Annotated in this window: 16 protein-coding genes; 6 read left to right on the top strand and 10 right to left on the bottom strand. The window is 68.7% G+C overall.

Annotation, left to right across the window (positions count from 1 at the left end; all coding sequences use genetic code 11):
- Positions 1–107 precede the first annotated feature (107 nt).
- Together ACYVAN_RS19815 and ACYVAN_RS19810 are read left to right on the top strand one after the other, a co-directional pair.
- Positions 108–431, top strand: a complete 324-nt coding sequence (locus ACYVAN_RS19815) for a hypothetical protein (RefSeq protein ID WP_460961796.1) — start codon at positions 108–110, stop codon at positions 429–431.
- Positions 428–721: a hypothetical protein gene (locus ACYVAN_RS19810; RefSeq protein WP_460961794.1), complete on the top strand. Its 294-nt coding sequence runs from the start codon at positions 428–430 to the stop codon at positions 719–721. Before ACYVAN_RS19815 ends, ACYVAN_RS19810 begins: the two co-directional genes overlap by 4 nt.
- On the opposite strand, the gene ACYVAN_RS19805 is transcribed toward ACYVAN_RS19810, so the two are convergent.
- The 3 genes from ACYVAN_RS19805 to ACYVAN_RS19795 form a co-directional block, all read right to left on the bottom strand.
- The gene (locus ACYVAN_RS19805) at positions 673–1,605 is read right to left on the bottom strand and encodes a ribokinase (RefSeq protein ID WP_460961792.1); all 933 of its coding nucleotides are present in this window, start codon (positions 1,603–1,605) and stop codon (positions 673–675) included. The two genes, ACYVAN_RS19810 and ACYVAN_RS19805, sit on opposite strands and share 49 nt — an antisense overlap.
- 61 nt (positions 1,606–1,666) lie before the next feature.
- Positions 1,667–2,647: a nucleoside hydrolase gene (locus ACYVAN_RS19800; protein ID WP_460961790.1), complete on the bottom strand. Its 981-nt coding sequence runs from the start codon at positions 2,645–2,647 to the stop codon at positions 1,667–1,669.
- Positions 2,648–2,724: 77 nt separating this feature from the next.
- Positions 2,725–3,468, bottom strand: coding sequence for a GntR family transcriptional regulator (locus ACYVAN_RS19795; RefSeq protein WP_460961788.1), 744 nt, complete (start codon positions 3,466–3,468; stop codon positions 2,725–2,727).
- 258 nt (positions 3,469–3,726) lie between these two features.
- Here ACYVAN_RS19795 and ACYVAN_RS19790 point away from each other — a divergent pair, with 258 nt between their 5' ends.
- Complete coding sequence (locus ACYVAN_RS19790; RefSeq protein ID WP_460961786.1) at positions 3,727–5,133, top strand: MFS transporter; 1,407 nt, start codon at positions 3,727–3,729, stop codon at positions 5,131–5,133.
- 9 nt (positions 5,134–5,142) lie between these two features.
- Positions 5,143–6,276 carry an adenosine deaminase gene (locus tag ACYVAN_RS19785; RefSeq protein ID WP_460961785.1) on the top strand — a complete coding sequence of 378 codons (1,134 nt, stop codon included), beginning with the start codon at positions 5,143–5,145 and terminating at the stop codon, positions 6,274–6,276.
- Positions 6,277–6,567: 291 nt separating this feature from the next.
- Here ACYVAN_RS19785 and ACYVAN_RS19780 read toward each other — a convergent pair whose 3' ends face one another.
- The 7 genes from ACYVAN_RS19780 to ACYVAN_RS19750 all read right to left on the bottom strand — a co-directional run bounded on the left by ACYVAN_RS19780 (position 6,568) and on the right by ACYVAN_RS19750 (position 13,745).
- Complete coding sequence (locus ACYVAN_RS19780; RefSeq protein ID WP_460961915.1) at positions 6,568–7,005, bottom strand: NUDIX hydrolase; 438 nt, start codon at positions 7,003–7,005, stop codon at positions 6,568–6,570.
- A gap of 140 nt (positions 7,006–7,145) precedes the next feature.
- Positions 7,146–7,508: a GntR family transcriptional regulator gene (locus ACYVAN_RS19775; RefSeq protein ID WP_460961783.1), complete on the bottom strand. Its 363-nt coding sequence runs from the start codon at positions 7,506–7,508 to the stop codon at positions 7,146–7,148.
- 24 nt (positions 7,509–7,532) lie between these two features.
- Positions 7,533–8,519, bottom strand: a complete 987-nt coding sequence (gene meaB, locus ACYVAN_RS19770; RefSeq protein ID WP_460961781.1) for a methylmalonyl Co-A mutase-associated GTPase MeaB — start codon at positions 8,517–8,519, stop codon at positions 7,533–7,535.
- 158 nt (positions 8,520–8,677) lie between these two features.
- On the bottom strand, positions 8,678–10,891 hold the full coding sequence (gene scpA / locus ACYVAN_RS19765; protein ID WP_460961779.1) for a methylmalonyl-CoA mutase: 2,214 nt from the start codon (positions 10,889–10,891) through the stop codon (positions 8,678–8,680).
- Positions 10,888–12,795: a methylmalonyl-CoA mutase family protein gene (locus ACYVAN_RS19760; protein ID WP_460961777.1), complete on the bottom strand. Its 1,908-nt coding sequence runs from the start codon at positions 12,793–12,795 to the stop codon at positions 10,888–10,890. The genes scpA and ACYVAN_RS19760 overlap by 4 nt, the downstream gene beginning before the upstream one ends.
- Positions 12,796–12,898: 103 nt before the next feature.
- Complete coding sequence (locus tag ACYVAN_RS19755; protein WP_460961775.1) at positions 12,899–13,102, bottom strand: hypothetical protein; 204 nt, start codon at positions 13,100–13,102, stop codon at positions 12,899–12,901.
- 133 nt (positions 13,103–13,235) lie between these two features.
- Positions 13,236–13,745: a MarR family winged helix-turn-helix transcriptional regulator gene (locus ACYVAN_RS19750; RefSeq protein WP_460961773.1), complete on the bottom strand. Its 510-nt coding sequence runs from the start codon at positions 13,743–13,745 to the stop codon at positions 13,236–13,238.
- A 265-nt stretch (positions 13,746–14,010) separates the two neighbouring features.
- Between ACYVAN_RS19750 and ACYVAN_RS19745 the strand changes: the two genes are divergently transcribed.
- Both ACYVAN_RS19745 and ACYVAN_RS19740 read left to right on the top strand, forming a co-directional pair.
- On the top strand, positions 14,011–15,522 hold the full coding sequence (locus ACYVAN_RS19745) for a chloride channel protein (RefSeq protein ID WP_460961771.1): 1,512 nt from the start codon (positions 14,011–14,013) through the stop codon (positions 15,520–15,522).
- Between the two features lie 168 nt (positions 15,523–15,690).
- Positions 15,691–18,195: a DEAD/DEAH box helicase gene (locus tag ACYVAN_RS19740; RefSeq protein WP_460961769.1), complete on the top strand. Its 2,505-nt coding sequence runs from the start codon at positions 15,691–15,693 to the stop codon at positions 18,193–18,195.
- Positions 18,196–18,245: the final 50 nt, after the last annotated feature.

Here is an 18,245-nt window from a genome sequence, read left to right as displayed (position 1 = left end):
ACGCACAAGCTCGGCCTGGCGCGTCCCCCGAGGCGTCGGGTCGTCGGCCGGGCGGCGGTCGAACTCCCCGAATCCCGCCGTCCGGCCATCCCTACGGAGGTGAGCACATGAGCCAGCTGCCCACATGGGTCACGCACACCCGGCATTCGGTGTGGCACGCCCCGATCTCTGGTGGCGGATCGCTGGCGACCGCATGCGGAAGGCACGTGTACGGACCCGTGCACGCTCGGCGCGCGGAACATCCGCCTGCGGACGGCCGGACGATGTGCGAGACGTGCGCCCTGGCGATCGGCCTCTACACACGACCCACCGAGCTGCGCGCGGATTTGGCCGCAGCGCTGCAGCTCGCCGCCCGCGCACCCCGGATCGACGAAACCGGTCCGATCACGTGGCCCGCCGATCATCCCATGCCCGCAATGGTCGCGGCATGACCGGAAGCGGAGGACACGACGTGGCCACCTACAGCGTATGGATGCTTATGCCGCTACCGGACGACCGGCGGCCGTGGTCACGCATCGCCGGGGGGCTGACCGTCGACGAGGCCGACGTGTACGCCCGAACTCTGTTGTTCGAGCACCGCATCATGTCCGACGAGCGCAGCCCGGAAGGTGCTCGTGCTCATCGGCTTGCTGCGGACGAGAGCCCCACCCCACTGAGCCGCCCTGCGGGTCGCTACGTTGGCAGCGCGGATCCGCTGAGCACCCGGTCGAGTTTCGGGTAGGACGGTTGCGCGCCGGAGTGTTGCGTGCTGCGGGCTCCCACAAGAGTGGCCCACCGAGCGGCGGCGGGCAGCGCGTCGCCTTGGCTGAGACGCCAGGCCACGGTGGCGGCGAAGGCGTCTCCGGCCCCGGTGGTGTCGACCGCTCGAGTCGGTACCCCGGGGACATGTTCGGCGTAGTCGGATTCGGCGACGGCCGCACCCCACGCGCCGAAGGTGACCACGGTCGATCGCGCACCGACCTGGCGCAGCGCCGCCGCGTACGCGATATCCTCGGCGGGCACCGGGAATCCGTTGCGCTGCAGGATTTCCCGGGCCTCGTGCTCGTTGACGATCAGCGGGTCGGCAGCCGAAAGTACCTCGGCGGGCAGGTCGACCACGGGAGACAGGTTCAGCAACAATCGCGACCCGGCGGCTTGCGCGGTGCGGGCGGCCGCGGCCACGGTCTCCACCGGTACCTCCAGGACCACCGAAACCACCTGCGCGGACGCGATCAGCGGCTGGGCGTCGGTGATGTCGGCCGGGCACAGCCGCGCGTTGGCGGCCGCGGACACGATGATGCTGTTCTCACCGGTAGCCGCGACGCTGATCAGCGCGGTACCGGTGGCTGCTGACCCGTCGCGGAAGGTGCTGGTGGTGTCGACGCCATCAGCGCGCAGGGCAGCCAGCAGGGCGTCGCCGTGCGCGTCGGCACCGACCCGGCCGACCAGCGCCGTCCGGGCGCCAAGCCGCGCGGCGGCCACCGCCTGGTTCGCCCCCTTGCCACCCGCGCTGGTGGTCAACGCGGTCGCCTGCACCGTTTCACCGGGCTGCGGGTGGCGCTGCACGCCCGCGGTGAGGTCCATGTTCAGCGACCCGACCACGACCACGTCCAATACGCGCGACATCGCAATTCCTCCTGACATCTTCGGCGACTGCATTCGATTCACATCGCCCAGGCGCAATGGCTCAGGCGACCCGCCGCGAGGGCTCGGGGGCGCCGCATAGCCGGTCGACCAGCAGTTCCGGGAACGTGCCGTCGGTTTCCATGACCACCCGCACGTTCGCCCCCTCCTGCGCCGGGAAGTTCCGGTACTGACCGCGGACGTCGGCGATGGTCGCGCCGCGCCCGGGCCCGTCCCCGGTGTCGACGTCGGTCGCCACGATCGGCGCCAGCAACGGCGCGACATCGCCGACCGCGATGGCCGCAGCAAGCGGGTCGTGGCAGGCCGCCTGGCGCTCGTCGAAGACGTTGCGCTCGTAGAAGTCGAAGTACTGGCCGAGGACGGCTGCGGTGAAGCTCGTTACCGGGGAACCGAATTCGGCGAGGCGCCGCTGGTGGTCCTCGGTGATCACCTCGCTCATGGTGGCGTCCAACGGGACCAGGGTCACCGGCCACGCAGCTCGCAGCACGATCCGGGCGGCTTCGGGGTCGTTGTGGATGTTGGCCTCGGCGGCCGGGGTGGCGTTGCCCGGGTGCCGCACCGCACCGCCCATGATCGTGACGTGGCTGACCAGATTGGGCAGTTCCGGTTCGAGCAGCAGCGCGGTCGCCAGGTTCGTCAGCGGGCCGACGGCGAGAAGGTGCACGGTGCCGGGGTTCTGCCGCGCCAGCCGCACGATCAGCTCGGCGGCGGGTTCGCTGGTCGGCGCAGCCGTCGGGATGGGCAGGTTCGTGTTGCCCAGGCCGTCAGCCCCGTGCACGTGCGGGGCCAGGTGCGAATCGCCGCACCAGTTGCTGCGGGCGCCGATGCCCACCGGGATGTCCGACCGCCCGGCCAGTTCGAGTACCCGCAGCGTGTTGAGCGCTGCCGTGCGGGCGTCAGTGTTGCCGAAAACGGTAGTCACCGCGCTGATACTCACTTCCGGGGCCCGAAGCAGGTAGAGCAGCGCGAGCGCGTCGTCGATGCCGGTGTCGCAGTCGACGATCAGTGTTTCCTTGGGCGCCATCGATTGCGTGCCTTTCTGCTTTCGGGTTCGTACATCTTCAGCAGCACCGTTCCCGCGCGTGGCGAACCGCAGCCTGCTCATCGGGATTGGCGCACCGGGATGCTCGGTGCGCCGCTGGGCAACACGTACTTGGCCGCGATCAGCGGGGTGCGTTCGACCGAGACCACCTGGGTGATCAGCACGACCGGGGTGTCCGGCGAGCGCTCCAGGACCTCGCCCCGGCGTCGCCCGAGCACGGTCGCGCTCACCGCGCTCGAACCGCTCAGCGGCAGGTAGGGGTCGAGTGCGGACACCACGTGCAGCATCGTGTTCGGCTGCGCTTCGGCTGCTGCCAACGCTCCGGGGAGCCCCGAATCGACAGCGGCCAGCGACTCGTCGTGCACGCTCCACTCCTCCACCAGGCAGCTGGGCACGCCGTCGACATCGACGACGCTCTCCCAGAACCAGATTTCGCAGCTGGCCGGGACCGGCAGGTGCTGCATCACCAGGTCGGTCGGCTCCTCCAGGACCCGCACCAAAGGCCGGATCTCGGCACCGTCGGCGCCGAACAGTCTCTCGAGCGACTGCAGCCGCTCGAAACCGCGCCTGGCCGGGCGGCCGTTGACGGTCCGTCCCACCCCGCGTCGAACAGTGATCACGCCGTCCTCCTGCAGCAGGAGGAGCGCCTCGCGCAGTGCCGGTCGGCTCACGCCGAGATCAGCGGCGAGGTCGGGTTCGGACGGCAGTGTCGAGCCCGGTGGGTAGGCCCCCTGCCGGATTGCCTCGACGATCCGCTCGTAGAGCTCCACGACCGGTCGCCGTTGCGGTCGTCTGGCCGCCACGTCGCACCCCCTGATGGGTTGATGTCAGACAAGTTAAGAGAGTCGAGCCCGTCCGTCAAATCCCCGGAGAGCTCGTAGATCGCACCGAACGGCGGACAGAAGGCCTTGACGGGACCAGAAGCGAGCGGGTAAACCCTTCCGTCAACGCCCGGAACCTGTCAGACAAGTTCAGTCAATCGGCCGGGTCTCCAGCAGCACCCAGGACATCCACCACCTCCCGCTGCACACTTTCGAACCGCCTCAAACGCGGAGGTTCTCATGACGACGGTCCGCGACCCGTCACCGACCAGCGCGCCCCCGGTGCGCTCCACCGCCCTGCTCACCGCCCTGGTGCTGGCTGTGGCCGGCTACCAGATCAACGCCACGATGCTCGCGCCCGCTCTGCCGAACGTGATCGAACGCCTGGGCACCACCAGCGGGACCGCCGGGCTCTCCCAGACGCTGTTCTTCCTGTTCGCCGCGATCGGCCAAGTGACGCTGGCGCGGCTCAGTGACTACGTGGGTCGCCGCCGGATGCTGCTGGTCATGCTGGTGGTCGCGCTGGTCGGCGAGCTGATCTGCGCCCTCGCCCCGACCATCGAGTTCTTCATCATCGGCCGGATCCTGCAGGGCGTTTCCGCGGCGACGTTCACGCTGGCCTACTTGACCCTGCACGAATCCCTCTCACCGCAGAAGTTCGGCCGCGCACTGGGAATCATCACCGCGGTCAACGGCGGCATCGCCGGAGTCGACACGATCATCGGCGGTTCGGTGGCCGATTCCGTCGGCTTCCGCGGGATCTTCCTGATCACGGCGCTGATCACGGTGATCGCCATCGTCGCGGTGCACTTCTGGGTGCCTGCCACCGGGGTCTCGACCGGGCGGATGGACTGGAAGGGTGCCGCCCTGCTGGGCGCCGGGCTCACCGGAATCCTGCTCGCGCTGAACGAGGGCAGCAGCTGGGGCTGGTCATCGGTGGTCACGCTCGGTCTGCTCATCGGCGGCGTGCTTGCCCTCGTGCTGTTCGCGATCGTGGAGCGCAGCAACCGGGACGCGATCATCGACACCTCGGTGCTGGCGTCGCGACGCGGCTGGCCACTGCTGCTCACCACGATCTTCACCCTGGCCGGGGTGTTCGGGATGCTGAACTTCACCATCCCGCTGCTGACCCAGACCGCCGGCGCGGGTTACGGGCTCTCGGCGACCATGTCCGCCCTGCTGTACCTCACCCCGGCCTCCGCACTCGGCGTCATCGCGGCCCCGCTGGTCGGGCACTTCAGCCCTCGCATCGGCTGGCGCCGCTCGGTGCTGATCGGCTCCGTTGGCACCGCCGCCGCGATGGTGCCCCTGGTGCTCGTCCCGCAGTCACCGGTGATCGTCTTCGCCGCGCTGGCAGTGCTCGGCATCACCTACACCGGATACATGCTGACCTCACTCAGCGGTCTCGCAGTTGCCCTCGCGCCGGAGGACAAACCCGGCTCGCTGCCCGGGTTGACCGGAGCTTGCTTCGGCATCGGCGCCTCGCTGGGTATCGCCGTCCCCGCCAGCGTCGTGACGGCGGTCAGCGGCGGCGGCCCGCCGACCGCCGACGCCTTCCACGCCGCGCTGTTGTCCGCGGGCGTCTTCGTCGCCCTCGCGCTGATGACCGCACCGCTGATCAAGACCCCGAAATCGAAGAACAACTAGGAGGAACAAGTGGCCGACGTGCCGACCGCCGACCAAATCCGCCGCACCCCAAAGGTGCTGCTGCACGACCACCTCGACGGCGGACTGCGTCCTGAGACGGTCGCGGAACTGGCCGAACAACAGGGCTACGACGCGCTGCCGACGTCCGGTGTGGACGGTGTTCGCACGTGGTTCGCGGCGGCGACCGAAGCCGGTTCGCTGGAGGAGTACCTGGAGCGCTTCGCGCACACGGTCGGTGTCATGCAGACCGCGGACGCGATCAGCAGGGTTGCCGCCGAATGCGCCGAAGACCTGGCCGCGGACGGCGTGGTCTACGCCGAGGTGCGCTATGCCCCGGAGCTGAGCACCCAGCAGGGCCTGTCGCTGGACGAGGTCGTCGAGGCGATCCTCGACGGCTTCCGCCGGGGCGCGGCGCGGGCGCGCGAGGCGGGCAACCGCATCCGCATCGGGGTGCTGCTGTGCGCGATGCGTCAGGAGTCACGGGCCCGGGAGGTCGCCGAACTCACCGTGAAGTACCGCGACGCCGGGGTGGTGGGTTTCGACATCGCCGGCCCGGAGGCCGGTTTCCCGCCCACCGACTCGCTGGAGGCCTTCGAGTACCTGCGCCGGGAGAACTGCCACTTCACCATCCACGCCGGTGAGGCCTTCGGACTGCCGTCTATCTGGGAGTCCATCCAGTGGTGCGGCGCGGCCAGGCTGGGCCACGGGGTGCGCATCGTGGACGACATCGAGGTCGCCGCGGACGGCAGCGCCCAGCTCGGCAGGCTGGCCTCGTTCGTGCGGGACCGGCGCATCCCGCTGGAGATGTGCCCGCGCTCGAACGTGCACACCGGCACGGTGCCGGCAGTGGCCGAGCACCCGATCGCGCTGCTGCGGCGGCTGAACTTCCGGGTCACCGTGAACACCGACAACCGGCTGATGAGCCAGACGTCGATGACCAGCGAGTTCAGCGAGCTGGTGGACAACTTCGGCTACTCGCTGGATGACCTGCAGTGGTTCACGGTGAACGCGATGAAGTCGGCGTTCATCCCGTTCGACCAGCGCCTGGCACTGATCAACGAGGTCATCAAGCCGGGCTACGCGGCCCTGCGCTCGGAATCCCTCTTCGGCCCGGTGGCCACCCACACCCCGGTCCTGGCCTGAGCGACCAGATGGGTGAACGGTGAGGGGCACGCTTCAGCGGACTACGAACTAGTCGCTCTGGGGTGCCCCTCACCACGAGCCGTTCGCGTGTAGACAGCATTTCGTCGACTTTAAGTGCTGTGTTCTTTAAAGGTAGATCCAGAGCTCTCTTCTTGCGTGGTGCGGCGAAGGTGGCGCTGTCGGCGGCGGTGATCATGCGCCCTCGCGGGTGCGTTCGCCTGCGATCATCCAGCATGGCGGTCTACTCGTGTGCAGTGCCCGGATGCGACACGATCCCCGCTCCGCCGACCGTCACCTGCGGCAGCACGCGCCGGGACCTTGTAGCCTGCACCCGAAAGTGCCCTCCCGTGCGGTGAACTTGGGCCCTGAACAAGCCCAGTTTCCCACAGGGCAGGCACTTTCGTCATCACACCCCCAACAACCCGCGATGATCACGCAACAGCCGGGCTCATTCTGCGGCCGCAGAGTGCTGGAACAATTGGTTCCGGGTCGGTGATGGCCACCTCGAAGATGAGGTTGCTCTCGTGGTGGGGGTAGTGCTGTCTTCGACGTAACCGTGCCCGATCGAACCGGCAAGTCGACGATTTTGGCGTGAATACCGAGTTCTTCTCTGAGCTCCCGGATTAGAGCTGATTCCACCTGTTCGCCGGGTTCAACGTGGCCACCGGATAGGCAGGACCAGGATTTGGTGCGCTGACGCACCACGAGTAGCTGGCCATCGCGGCGGATGATGGCTCTACGATGATTTCGGCGGTTGCGGCGCTCATGTCTGCCTTTCGTGTCGGTGGGTGTTCTTGATGTTGTCCGGCCTTGGCAGTAACACCACCCCTCGTGAGCACCATCAAGGGCAGCGTCGAAATCCCCGAGGCTTACGGGTCGCCGAGGGCGGCGCGGACGATGCCGAGCGCTTCGTCCGAAGGGATGCCCAGGGCGTGGACGATGCGGGCGTACTCCGCCGCTGCCTCGGCGGCCCGCTGGCTGCTCTGCTCCCCGGCGGAAGCGACGAAGGTGCCCGCCCGCCCGCGCGTCTCGATCAGACCGGCACGCTCCAGCTCGCGGTATGCCTTCGCCGCGGTGTTCGCCGCCACGCCCAGATCCGCCGCCAGGCGGCGAACGGTCGGCAGTTTCGTCCCAACCGGCAGCTCGTGGGTGTTGATCCGCTCGGCTATCCCGGAACGCACCTGCTCGTAGGGTGCCACGGAGGAATCGGGGTCGACGTTGAGGGCCAGCATGCCGTGGATTCTTCCCGACCCGGTTCAGTGCTGCCGGAACGCCCCGAGGATCCGCTCCGCGGCCAGGCTGGCGGTCAGTTCGCCCGAACGCACCTGCGCTTCCACGTCGTCGACCACGCCGCGCACCGACGGGCTGCGGGTCAGTTCCGCCAGCAACTGGTCCCGCACCAGCGACCACGTCCAGTCGACCTGCTGGCGACTGCGCTTGGCATCGAGCTCACCGGATTCGTCCAAAGTGGACCTGTGTTGCTGGATCTGCTCCCACAATGTGTCGAGCCCGCTGCTGTCGAGGCCGCTGCAGGTCAACACCGGCGGTGTCCACGATGAATTCGCCGGGGTGATCAGGCGCAACGCACTCCGCAGCTCACGGGCCGCCTTCTTGGCGTCCATCTCGTGCGGGCCGTCGGCCTTGTTCACCGCCACGAGGTCGGCCAGCTCCAGCACGCCCTTCTTGATGCCCTGGAGCTGGTCGCCGGTGCGGGCGAGGGTCAACAGCAGGAAGCAGTCGACCATCCCCGCCACCGTCACCTCGGACTGGCCCACTCCGACGGTCTCCACCAGCACCACGTCGAAACCGGCGGCCTCCATGAGCACGATGGTTTCGCGGGTGGCGCGGGCGACCCCGCCGAGCGTCCCGGCCGTCGGGGAGGGACGCACGAACGCGGACGGGTCCGCCGAGAGCTTCGCCATCCGTGTCTTGTCACCGAGGATGCTGCCACCGGTCCGGTTCGACGACGGGTCGACCGCCAGCACCGCGACCCGATGCCCCGCCGCGGTCAGCATGCTGCCCAGCGCTTCGATGAACGTGGACTTGCCGACGCCGGGAACACCGGTGATGCCGATCCGGTGCGCACCGCCGCTGTGCGGCAGGAGCTTGACCAATAGCTCCTGCGCCAGCGCGTGGTGTTCGGCACGGGTCGACTCCACCAGGGTGATCGCCTGCGCCAGCTTGGTGCGCGAACCGTCCAACACACCCTTGGCGTAGTCGTCGACGTCAATCTTCCGCGGCATTTCAGCACCTGTCTTCGATCACGTTGCTGCTCAGGTGGCGGGAGCAGCGGCGCGGCCGCGCTCGTTCACGGCGTGCGCCGACCCCGCCACCCACCGACCCGGCCACCCACCGACCCGGCCACCCGAGCTCTGTCCGAACCGGACCCCCGAACGAGCACTCAGCCGTGGTCGAGTTGGGAGCGGAGTTCGTCCAGCAGGCCGAGCGCTGCCTCGGAAATCACCGTGCCCGGTGGGAAGATCGCGCTCGCTCCGGCCGCGTGCAGCGCGTCGAAGTCTGCGGGCGGGACCACGCCACCGACGACGACCATGATGTCCTCGCGGCCCACCTCCCGCAGTTCCTCCCGCAACGCGGGCACGAGCGTGAGGTGCCCGGCGGCCAGCGACGACACGCCGACGATGTGCACATCGGACTCGGCGGCCTGGCGGGCCACCTCGGCGGGCGTCTGGAACAACGGGCCCACGTCGACGTCGAAGCCGAGGTCGGCGAACGCCGTGGCGATCACCTTCTGTCCCCGGTCGTGCCCGTCCTGGCCCATCTTGGCGACCAGAATGCGGGGACGGCGGCCTTCGAGCTGCTCGAACTCGTCGACGACCTCGCGGGCCCTGTCGAGGGACTCGGATGGGCCGGATTCCTCCCGGTACACGCCGGAAATCGTACGGATCTGACCGGAATGGCGTCCGAAGACCTTCTCCATCGCGTCGGAGATCTCCCCGACGGTGGCCTTGGCGCGCGCGGCGTCGACGGCCAACGTCAGCAGGTTGTGGTCGAGGTCGTCCGGACGGTTGTCCTCCATGGCGGCTTCCGCGGCCCCGGTGAGTCGGCGCAACGCGTCCTCGACCTGCTGCGGATCGCGTTCCTCGCGCAGCCGCCGCAGCTTCTCCAGCTGCTGCTCACGCACGTCGGCGTTGTCGACCTTGAGCACGTCGATCTGCTCGTCGCCGTCGTAGCGGTACTTGTTGACGCCGATCAACGGCTGCTGGCCCGAGTCGATGCGGGCCTGCGTCCGGGCGGCGGCCTCCTCGATGCGCATCTTCGGGATCCCGGCGTCGATGGCCTGGGCCATGCCACCCGCGTCCTCCACCTCGCTGATGTGCGCCCACGCGCGGTCGGCCAGGTCCTGGGTGAGGCGTTCGATGTAGTGGCTGCCACCCCACGGGTCGATGACCCGCGTCGTGCCGGATTCCTGCTGCAGCACGAGCTGCGTGTTGCGGGCGATGCGAGCGGAGAAGTCGGTCGGCAGCGCGAGCGCTTCGTCGAGCGCGTTCGTGTGCAGCGACTGGGTGTGGCCCTGCGTCGCGGCCATGGCCTCCACGCAGGTGCGTGCGACGTTGTTGAAGACGTCCGACGCGGTCAGCGACCAGCCGGACGTTTGCGAATGGGTCCGCAGCGACAGCGACTTGGAGTTCGCCGGCCCGAACTCCTTCACCAGCTTGGCCCACAGCAGGCGCGCGGCCCGCAGCTTCGCGACCTCCATCGCGAAGTTCATCCCGATGCCCCAGAAGAACGAGAGCCGGGGTGCGAACGAGTCGATGTCGAGCCCGGCCTCGCGACCGGCGCGCAGGTATTCCACACCGTCGGCGAGCGTGTAGGCCAGCTCCAGGTCGGCGGTCGCTCCCGCCTCCTGGATGTGGTAGCCGGAGATCGAGATCGAGTTGAACTTCGGCATCCGCCGCGAGGTGTAGGAGAAGATGTCGGAGATGATCCGCATCGACGGCTGCGGCGGGTAGATGTAGGTGTTGCGGACCATGAACTCCTTGAGGATGTCGTTCTGGATGGTCCCCGCGAGCTGTTCCGGTGCCACGCCTTGCTCTTCGGCGGCAACGATGTAGAGCGCCATCACCGGCAGCACGGCGCCGTTCATGGTCATCGACACGCTCATGCGGTCCAGCGGGATGCCGTCGAAGAGCTGGCGCATGTCGTAGATCGAGTCGATCGCCACCCCGGCCATGCCGACGTCACCGCCGACGCGTGGGTGGTCCGAGTCGTAGCCGCGGTGGGTGGCCAGGTCGAACGCCACCGACAGGCCCTTCTGGCCGGCCGCGAGGTTGCGGCGGTAGAAGGCGTTCGATTCCTGCGCGGTGGAGAACCCGGCGTACTGCCGCACCGTCCACGGCTGGTTGACGTACATCGTCGGGTAGGGGCCCCGGAGAAAGGGCTCGATGCCCGGATAGGTGTCGAGGAAGTCGAGTTCGGCGGTGTCGCTCGACGTGTAGAGCGGCTGAATCCCGATGCCTTCCGGGGCTTCCCAGGTCAGCGCATCGGATTCCTTGCCGGTCGCGGCCAGCAGCGCGGAGTTCCACCGCGGCTCGGCGGTCTCGCCGGGGGCGTCCGCTTCCAGCGGGATGTCGGCGAAGTTCGGGATCTGGGTCATCGGTCCACTCCCAACCGGCGGTGGGTGTCCTGCAGGGTGTCCAAGGCGTCGCAACCGGCGTGGATGAAACCGTCCACGCCCTCCGGCGGTGTCCCGGAGGGTTTGCCCGCCAGCACCACGTGTTCGGCCCCTGCTCGTTTGAGCGCCAGGGCGGTTTCGGCGGCCCGCTCGGCGTAGATCGTGTCGCTGGAGCACAAGCAGACGACCGGGCTCGCGGAGTGCTTGAACGCCTCCACCACGTCGGCCGCGGAGTCGGTGGGGCCCGCCTCCGGGGTTGCGAGCCCGCCCGCCGCGAACAGGTTGCGGGCGAACGAAGCCCGCGCCGTGTGCGCGGCCAGCGGCCCGAGCGTGGCGAGGAAGACCCCCGGCCTGCTGCCGGTCTCCTCCGCGCGGGCGTCGGCGGCGTCCCGCAGCAGTTCGAAGTCCTCGGCGTAGCGAATCCTCGGTAGCCCGCCGGTCGGCCGCTGCGGGGCGGGTTCACGGCGCACCGGCTGCTCGTCGAGGTTCGGGAACTCGGTGACCCCGGTGATCGGTTCGGTGCGGTGCGCGATGGCGTCCCGCCGCCGCTGCCGGGTGGCGGCCAGCCGCTCGGAAACCAGACCGGAATCCAGTGCGGCGGGCAGTCCACCCGCCGCTTCGATCCGCTGGAACCAATCCCAAGCGGCGCGGGCGAGTTCGTCGGTGAGCGTCTCGACGTACCAGGACCCGCCCGCCGGATCGATCACCTGCGCCAGGTGCGATTCGTCCAGCAGCAGCGCCTGGGTGTTCCTGGCGATGCGCCGGGAGAACTCGTCCGGCAGGCCGATGGCTCCGTCGAACGGTTGCACCGTGATCGCCTGCGCACCACCGACCCCGGCAGCGAACGTGGCGATGGTGGTGCGCAGCATGTTCACCCACGGGTCGCGGCGGGTGAGCATCGCCGAGGAGGTCACCGCGTGCTGGCGTTGCGCCCGAGCGGGTTCGGCGGCACCGCACTCGCGGGCGACGCGGTCCCACAGCCGCCGCGCGGCCCGCAGCTTGGCGATGGTCAGGAACTGGTCGGCGGTGGCCGCGAACCGGAATTCGAGCTGGGCGGTGGCCGCGTCGATGTCGAGTCCGGCTTCGGTCAGCCACCGCAGGTAGGTCGTGGCGGCGGCGAGGGAACAGCCGAGTTCTTCGGAATCGGACCCGCCGGCCTCGTGGTAGGGCAATCCGTCGACGGTCAACGCCCGCAGGCCTGTGTAGTGCGCGTCGCAGCGGAGCGCGAGCGCGACAGCGGCTTCCCGGTCCCCGGGGCTCCCGGACGTCGCCCGGGTGGACAGCGGGTCGGCGCCGAGGTTGCCGCGCAGGGCGCTGGGGGAGACGTCCTGCTCCCGCGCGATGTCGAACAGGCCTTCGGCGGCCGAAGCGGCCTGCTCACCCGCGTCGAGCGCGACCCCGATCATGTCCAGGTGCACACCCTGGAGCGCGTCGGCGAGCCCGTCGACGGCCATGCCCCCGTCGCCGAGGCGCAGCCACAACGAGGTCACGCCGTTGTGCAGGTCGGCGAGGATCTCCCGATTGGCTTCCACGGGATTCGGGTGGGCGTGGGACTGCCGAACGTCCCAGCCGTCGGCGATGTTGCCCTCGGGGCTCGTTCCCCGCACGAACGGCGTCAGGCCGGGGTAGCCGGTACCGGACTGCTCGGGGGAGTCGGCGGCCGTGTACAGCGGGTGCCTGGTGATGCCGTCGTAGGTCGTGCTCGCGAGCACGTCCTCGACCGCATCGGGGGCCGGTTCGCCTTCGGCCAGCCAGCCGGATCGGCGCAGGATCTTCTCGACCTGCTGTTGCCATTGTTCATGTGTCGGCTTCGGGAACTCGCTACCGAGCGCGAGTTCCGGGCCGCCGCTGCTCGACGTTGAGAGTCGGTCGGAGGACGCCACCATGAAAGTCGATGGTAGGCGTTGCACCAGGTCCGCAGCCGCGCTCAACCTGTGATCCAAGTCCCATCGTCGGCACCTGTCCGCCGCGCGAATTCGGACTACTTCCTCAGGGATTCCGCCCTTGGGCGCACAGGTGGTACACCCAACCGTGCTCGGCGGAGTAGTGCAGCTCGTAGTGCGTTTCGATCTTCGGTCCCTCGTGTAGGTGGACGTGGCGCAGGAGGCGCCCGCTGACGGCCTCGGAGTCGCGCAGGTCCTGGGTGCGGCCGTCCAGCGGGCCGCCGACGAAGTGGACGTTGCGTTCCGGCATGGGGTCTCCTCCCGCCCTCGGTGACTCGGATCGGAACCGGCTCGGGTCGTACCCCATTGTCGACCAGCCGACCCCGGTGCGGGCCAGATCGAACGCCATTCGGTGACGACCGGCGCTCAATGGCACGGCCTAGTCAGCGACGGCGGATCTTCGGAACGTCGTAGGGCGAACTACCGACCGGAGGCTCCCCACCGGCCTCCGTGAACGCGGTGAGCGCCTCGACCAGGTCTTGTCGCGATGCCGTGGACATCCGCGTCACGATTCCGGCGATCTCCTCTCGCCGACGTTCGGTCACCTGCTGGACGACCTCGGTCCCGGTCGAGGTCAGAGTGACCACGGTTTCCCGGCGAGACACCGGGTTGGCCTGCCGATCGACCATGGACGAAGCCACGAGTCGATCCACCATCCGGGTCACCGTGGACGGGTTGACCCCGAGCAGCTCGGCGATCGTGGCCAGCTTCAACGGACCTCGCTCGACCAACAGCACGAGCATGCGGAACTGCGGGAGCGTGAGCGACTCGCCTGCGGCCGCCAAGGAGCGGGCGGAGACCGCCACGAGCAACCGAGAGGCGGTCAAAACCGCGTCGCTGACGGCGTCGATGTCTTCGGGGACCCTCTGATCGCCCATCCGCGTTCGGGACATAAGTCTTTTCTACCTCAGCGAAGCCGATGGCCGGGCGACGAGTGGTATGCGCCAATACCTGCTGTGTCGCTCTCGCGTCCGGTGTGGTCACCAGGGCGCCCGCGCAGGTTGCCACCGGGTGCGGAATCGCGCAGGTGACGCGGTGCTTCGCGTGTCGTGACCGTGCGAGCTCCGCGCTCCGGCGGTCCGGGGCGGCCGCTCCCGGAACGCGCCGTGTAGGCAAGAACACATAGCTTGCCCACGGCAAGTGTTGCACGATGCAAGAGTGGTTTCAGCGGACAACAGCCGGTCGGAAACGTCCCCGTCCACAACTCGATCGTTCGGTGCGCGCCTGGGCGCGAGCGTGCCCGGACTCGTCGTGCTCGCCCTGCTGATCGGGATCGGCGCCGGGTTCGGCGCCATCGCGTTCCGCTGGTTGATCGTCACGTTCACCGAGTTGTTCGCGGGCACCCAGGACTACGCCGCCACACCCGGGGCGGCGCATCCCTGGCTGCCCGCGCTCGGTCCGTGGTTCGTGCTGTTCGTGCCAGTGGTCGCCGGACTCGTCTACGGCCCGCTCGTGTACCGCTTCGCCCCGGAGGCGCGCGGCCACGGCGTCCCCGAGGTCATGTACGCGGTAGCCGAGCGCGACGGCCGAATCCCGGCCCAGGTCAGCGTGGTCAAGACGCTCGCTTCGGCGCTGTGCATCGGCTCCGGAGGTTCGGTCGGCAGGGAAGGGCCGATCGTGCAGATCGGCTCCGCTCTGGGGTCGGCCTTCGGGCAGCTGACGCGCCTGCCTCCCGCGCGGTTGCGGATGCTCGCCGCGTGCGGCGCGGCCGGGGGAATCGCCGCCACGTTCAACACACCGATCGCGGGGCCGCTCTTCGCGATGGAGCTGATCCTGCGCAGTTTCACGGCGGAGGCATTCGCCGCGCTCGTCCTGTCCAGCGTGGCCGCCAGCGTCGTCGCGCGCTCGTTCCTCGGAAACGAGGAGTTCCTCGACCTGTCGCAGCACTTCTCGGCGCACAGTCCGGGGGAGTACGCGCTGTTCGCCGTGGTCGGCGTCGTCGTCGGTGCGATCGGCGTCCTGTTCAGCCGGATTCTCTACCTGATCGAGGACGCCGGTGACTGGTTGTGGTGTGGCCCGGAGTGGTTGCGCCCGGCCGTGGGAGGACTCCTGCTGGGCGTGATCCTGCTGGTCCTCCCGCAGATGTACGGCGTGGGCTACCCGGTACTGCAGAACGCCATCGCTGGCGAGTACGCGGTCGGGTTCCTCCTGCTGCTCCTGGTGGGCAAGATGATCGCGACCAGCGTGACGCTCGCCATCGGCGGATCGGGCGGGGTGTTCGCACCCGCGCTGTTCCTCGGGGCGATCGGTGGCACCGCCTTCGGCGAGCTCGTGCACCACCTCGCGCCGCAGACGACGGCCTCGCCCGGCATGTACGGCCTGATCGGTATGGGCGCGACGTTCGCGGGCGCGACGCGCGCACCGATCACCGGTGTAGTGGTCTTGTTCGAACTGACCGGCGAGTACCGGATCATCCTGCCGATGATGGTGGCGGTCGTGGTCGCTTCCTTGGTCGGACAGGCGTTGAGTCGGGACACGATCTACACGCAGAAGCTTTCCCGCCGGGGCATCGACCTCGACCGCGAGGTGGAGTCGCGATCCGGCACTCCGGTCGCGACCGCCGCGCGACCGGAGTACGGCGACGGACACGCGGCGTACGGAGAAGGGCACGCGGAGCACGGAGACGGGCACGCGGCGTACGACGAAGCCGACCATCCGCGCCGGTGGTGAGCTTGGCCCGGCGAGCTCAGCGGTCGAGGACGAGCGGCACCGGCGCTGGTCGGAATGCCGGATTCGGCCGTGCGGCGGACAACAACTGGGCCGGTCGCGCCGGCTGATGCGCGGCACGCCACCCCGGATGCTCGGGTTCGGAGCTGACCAGGGACGATCGGGGGCACGATGATGCTCACCGACCAGCTCTCCGGCACCTCCGAACCTGATGCGTTGCTCGACGCGTTCACGACGTGGACGACTGATCAGGGCATAGACCTCTACCCGGCGCAGGAAGAAGCGCTCATGGAGGTCGTCACCGGTGCCAACCTCATCCTCAGCACGCCCACCGGTTCGGGTAAGAGCCTGGTGGCGATGGGCGCGCACTTCGCCGCGCTGGCCGACGGCAGGCGCACCTTCTACACCGCGCCGATCAAGGCCCTGGTGTCGGAGAAGTTCTTCGCGCTGGTCGACGTCTTCGGAGCCGCGAACGTCGGCATGATGACCGGCGACAGCAGTGTGAACGCGGATGCGCCGATCATCTGCTGCACCGCCGAGATCCTGGCCAACATCGCGCTGCGGGACGGTGAGCACGCCGAGGTCGACCAGGTCGTGATGGACGAGTTCCACTTCTACGCGGAGCCGGACCGGGGATGGGCCTGGCAGGTGCCGCTGCTGGAACTGCGCCACGCGCAGTTCGTCCTGATGTCCGCCACGCTGGGCGACGTCAGCCGCTTCGAGAAGGACCTGACCCGTCGGACCGGCCGGGACACGGCGGTGGTCAGCTCGGCCGAACGTCCGGTCCCGCTGACCTTCCGTTACGCGCTGACACCTCTGCACGAGACCATCGAAGAGCTGCTCGGCGGCAACCAGGCTCCGATCTACGTCGTGTACTTCAACCAGGCCTCGGCGCTGGAGCAGGCGCAAGCGCTGATGAGCCTCAAGGTCGCGAGCCGGGAGCAGCGGGACCGCATCGCCGAGGCGATCGGCGACTTCCGCTTCACCGCGGGCTTCGGCAAGACGCTCTCCCGCCTGGTGCGACACGGCATCGGGGTGCACCACGCCGGAATGTTGCCGAAGTACCGCAGGTTGGTCGAACAGTTGGCCCAGGCCGGGTTGCTGAAGGTCATTTGCGGAACCGACACCCTGGGCGTCGGGATCAACGTTCCGATCCGGACCGTGCTGCTGACCGGGCTGACCAAGTTCGACGGCGTCCGCACCAGACATCTCAAGGCCCGCGAGTTCCACCAGGTCGCCGGGCGTGCCGGTCGCGCGGGGTACGACACCGCCGGAAACGTGGTCGTCCAGGCACCCGAGCACGTGATCGAGAACGAGCGCGCGCTCGCGAAGGCGGGCGAGGACGCGAAGAAGCGCCGCAAGGTGGTGCGCAAGAAGGCGCCCGAGGGCTTCGTGTCGTGGAGTGAGAAGACCTTCGAGAAGCTGGTCGAGGCCGAACCGGAACCGCTGGTGTCCAGCTTCACGGTCAGCCACTCGATGCTGCTCAACGTGATCAACCGACCCGGTGACGCGTTCGCCGCGATGCGCCACCTGTTGGAGGAGAACCACGAGGACCGGCCGAGCCAGCGACGTCACATCCTGCGAGCGATCGCGATCTACCGCGCGCTGCTGGCGGCGGGAGTCGTCGAGGAGCTCGACGAACCCGACGAGGACGGCCGCTCGGTTCGGCTGACCGTGGATCTGCAGTTCGATTTCGCGCTCAACCAGCCGCTGTCCCCGTTCGCGCTCGCCGCGATCGAATTGCTCGATGCGGAATCGCCGTCGTACCAGCTCGATGTCATCTCGGTCATCGAGTCCACGTTGGACAATCCGAGGCAGGTGCTGTCGGCGCAGCAGTTCAAGGCGCGCGGCGAAGCGGTCCAGCAGATGAAGGCCGACGGCATCGAGTACGAAGAGCGAATGGAGCTGCTGGAGGAGATCACCCACCCCCAGCCGCTGCTCGAACTGTTGGAAGCCGCGTACGAGACCTACCGCAAGGGGCATCCGTGGGTGGGTGAGCACGAGCTCAAACCGAAGTCCGTCGTGCGCGACATGGTCGAGCGGGCGATGAACTTCGTCGAGTACATCAACCACTACGGGTTGGCGCGTTCCGAAGGGCTGGTCCTGCGTTACCTCGCCGACGTCTACAAGGCGTTGCGGCACACGGTCCCGGACGAAGCCAAGACCGACGAGCTCACCGACCTCATCGAGTGGTTGGGGGAACTCGTCCGCCAGGTCGATTCGAGCCTGCTCGACGAGTGGGAACGCTTGCGCAACCCGTCCGACGATCCGGCGGAACCGGCCGCGGTCGAAGAGGCGCCGCCCGGGGTCACCGCCAACAAGCGGGCTTTCCGCGTGCAGGTGCGCAATGCGCTCTTCCGGCGCGTCGAACTGGCGTCTCGGCAGCGTTTCGAGGAACTGGGCGAGCTGGACGCGGACAGTGGCTGGGGTGCCGAAGAGTGGGCCGAGGCGCTGGAACCGTACTTCGACGAGCACGAGGAGATCGGTACGGGAGCCGACGCCAGGGGCCCCGCGCTGTTGATGATCACCGAAGAGGCGGAACGCTGGGTCGTCCGGCAGATCTTCGACGACCCCGCGGGCGACCGGGATTGGGGCATCAGCGCGGAAGTGGACCTGGCCGCTTCGGATGAGGAAGGCACCGCCGTTCTCCGCGTGGTCGACGTCAACCAGCTCTGAGGTCGGCTACCGGCTCCGCAGGTCGGAGCCGGTCAACCGGTCTCGAACAC

Source organism: Parasphingorhabdus pacifica (assembly GCF_054779195.1).
The sequence above is the reverse complement of the archived record's forward strand: the minus strand, read 5'-3'. Positions and strand labels throughout refer to the sequence as shown.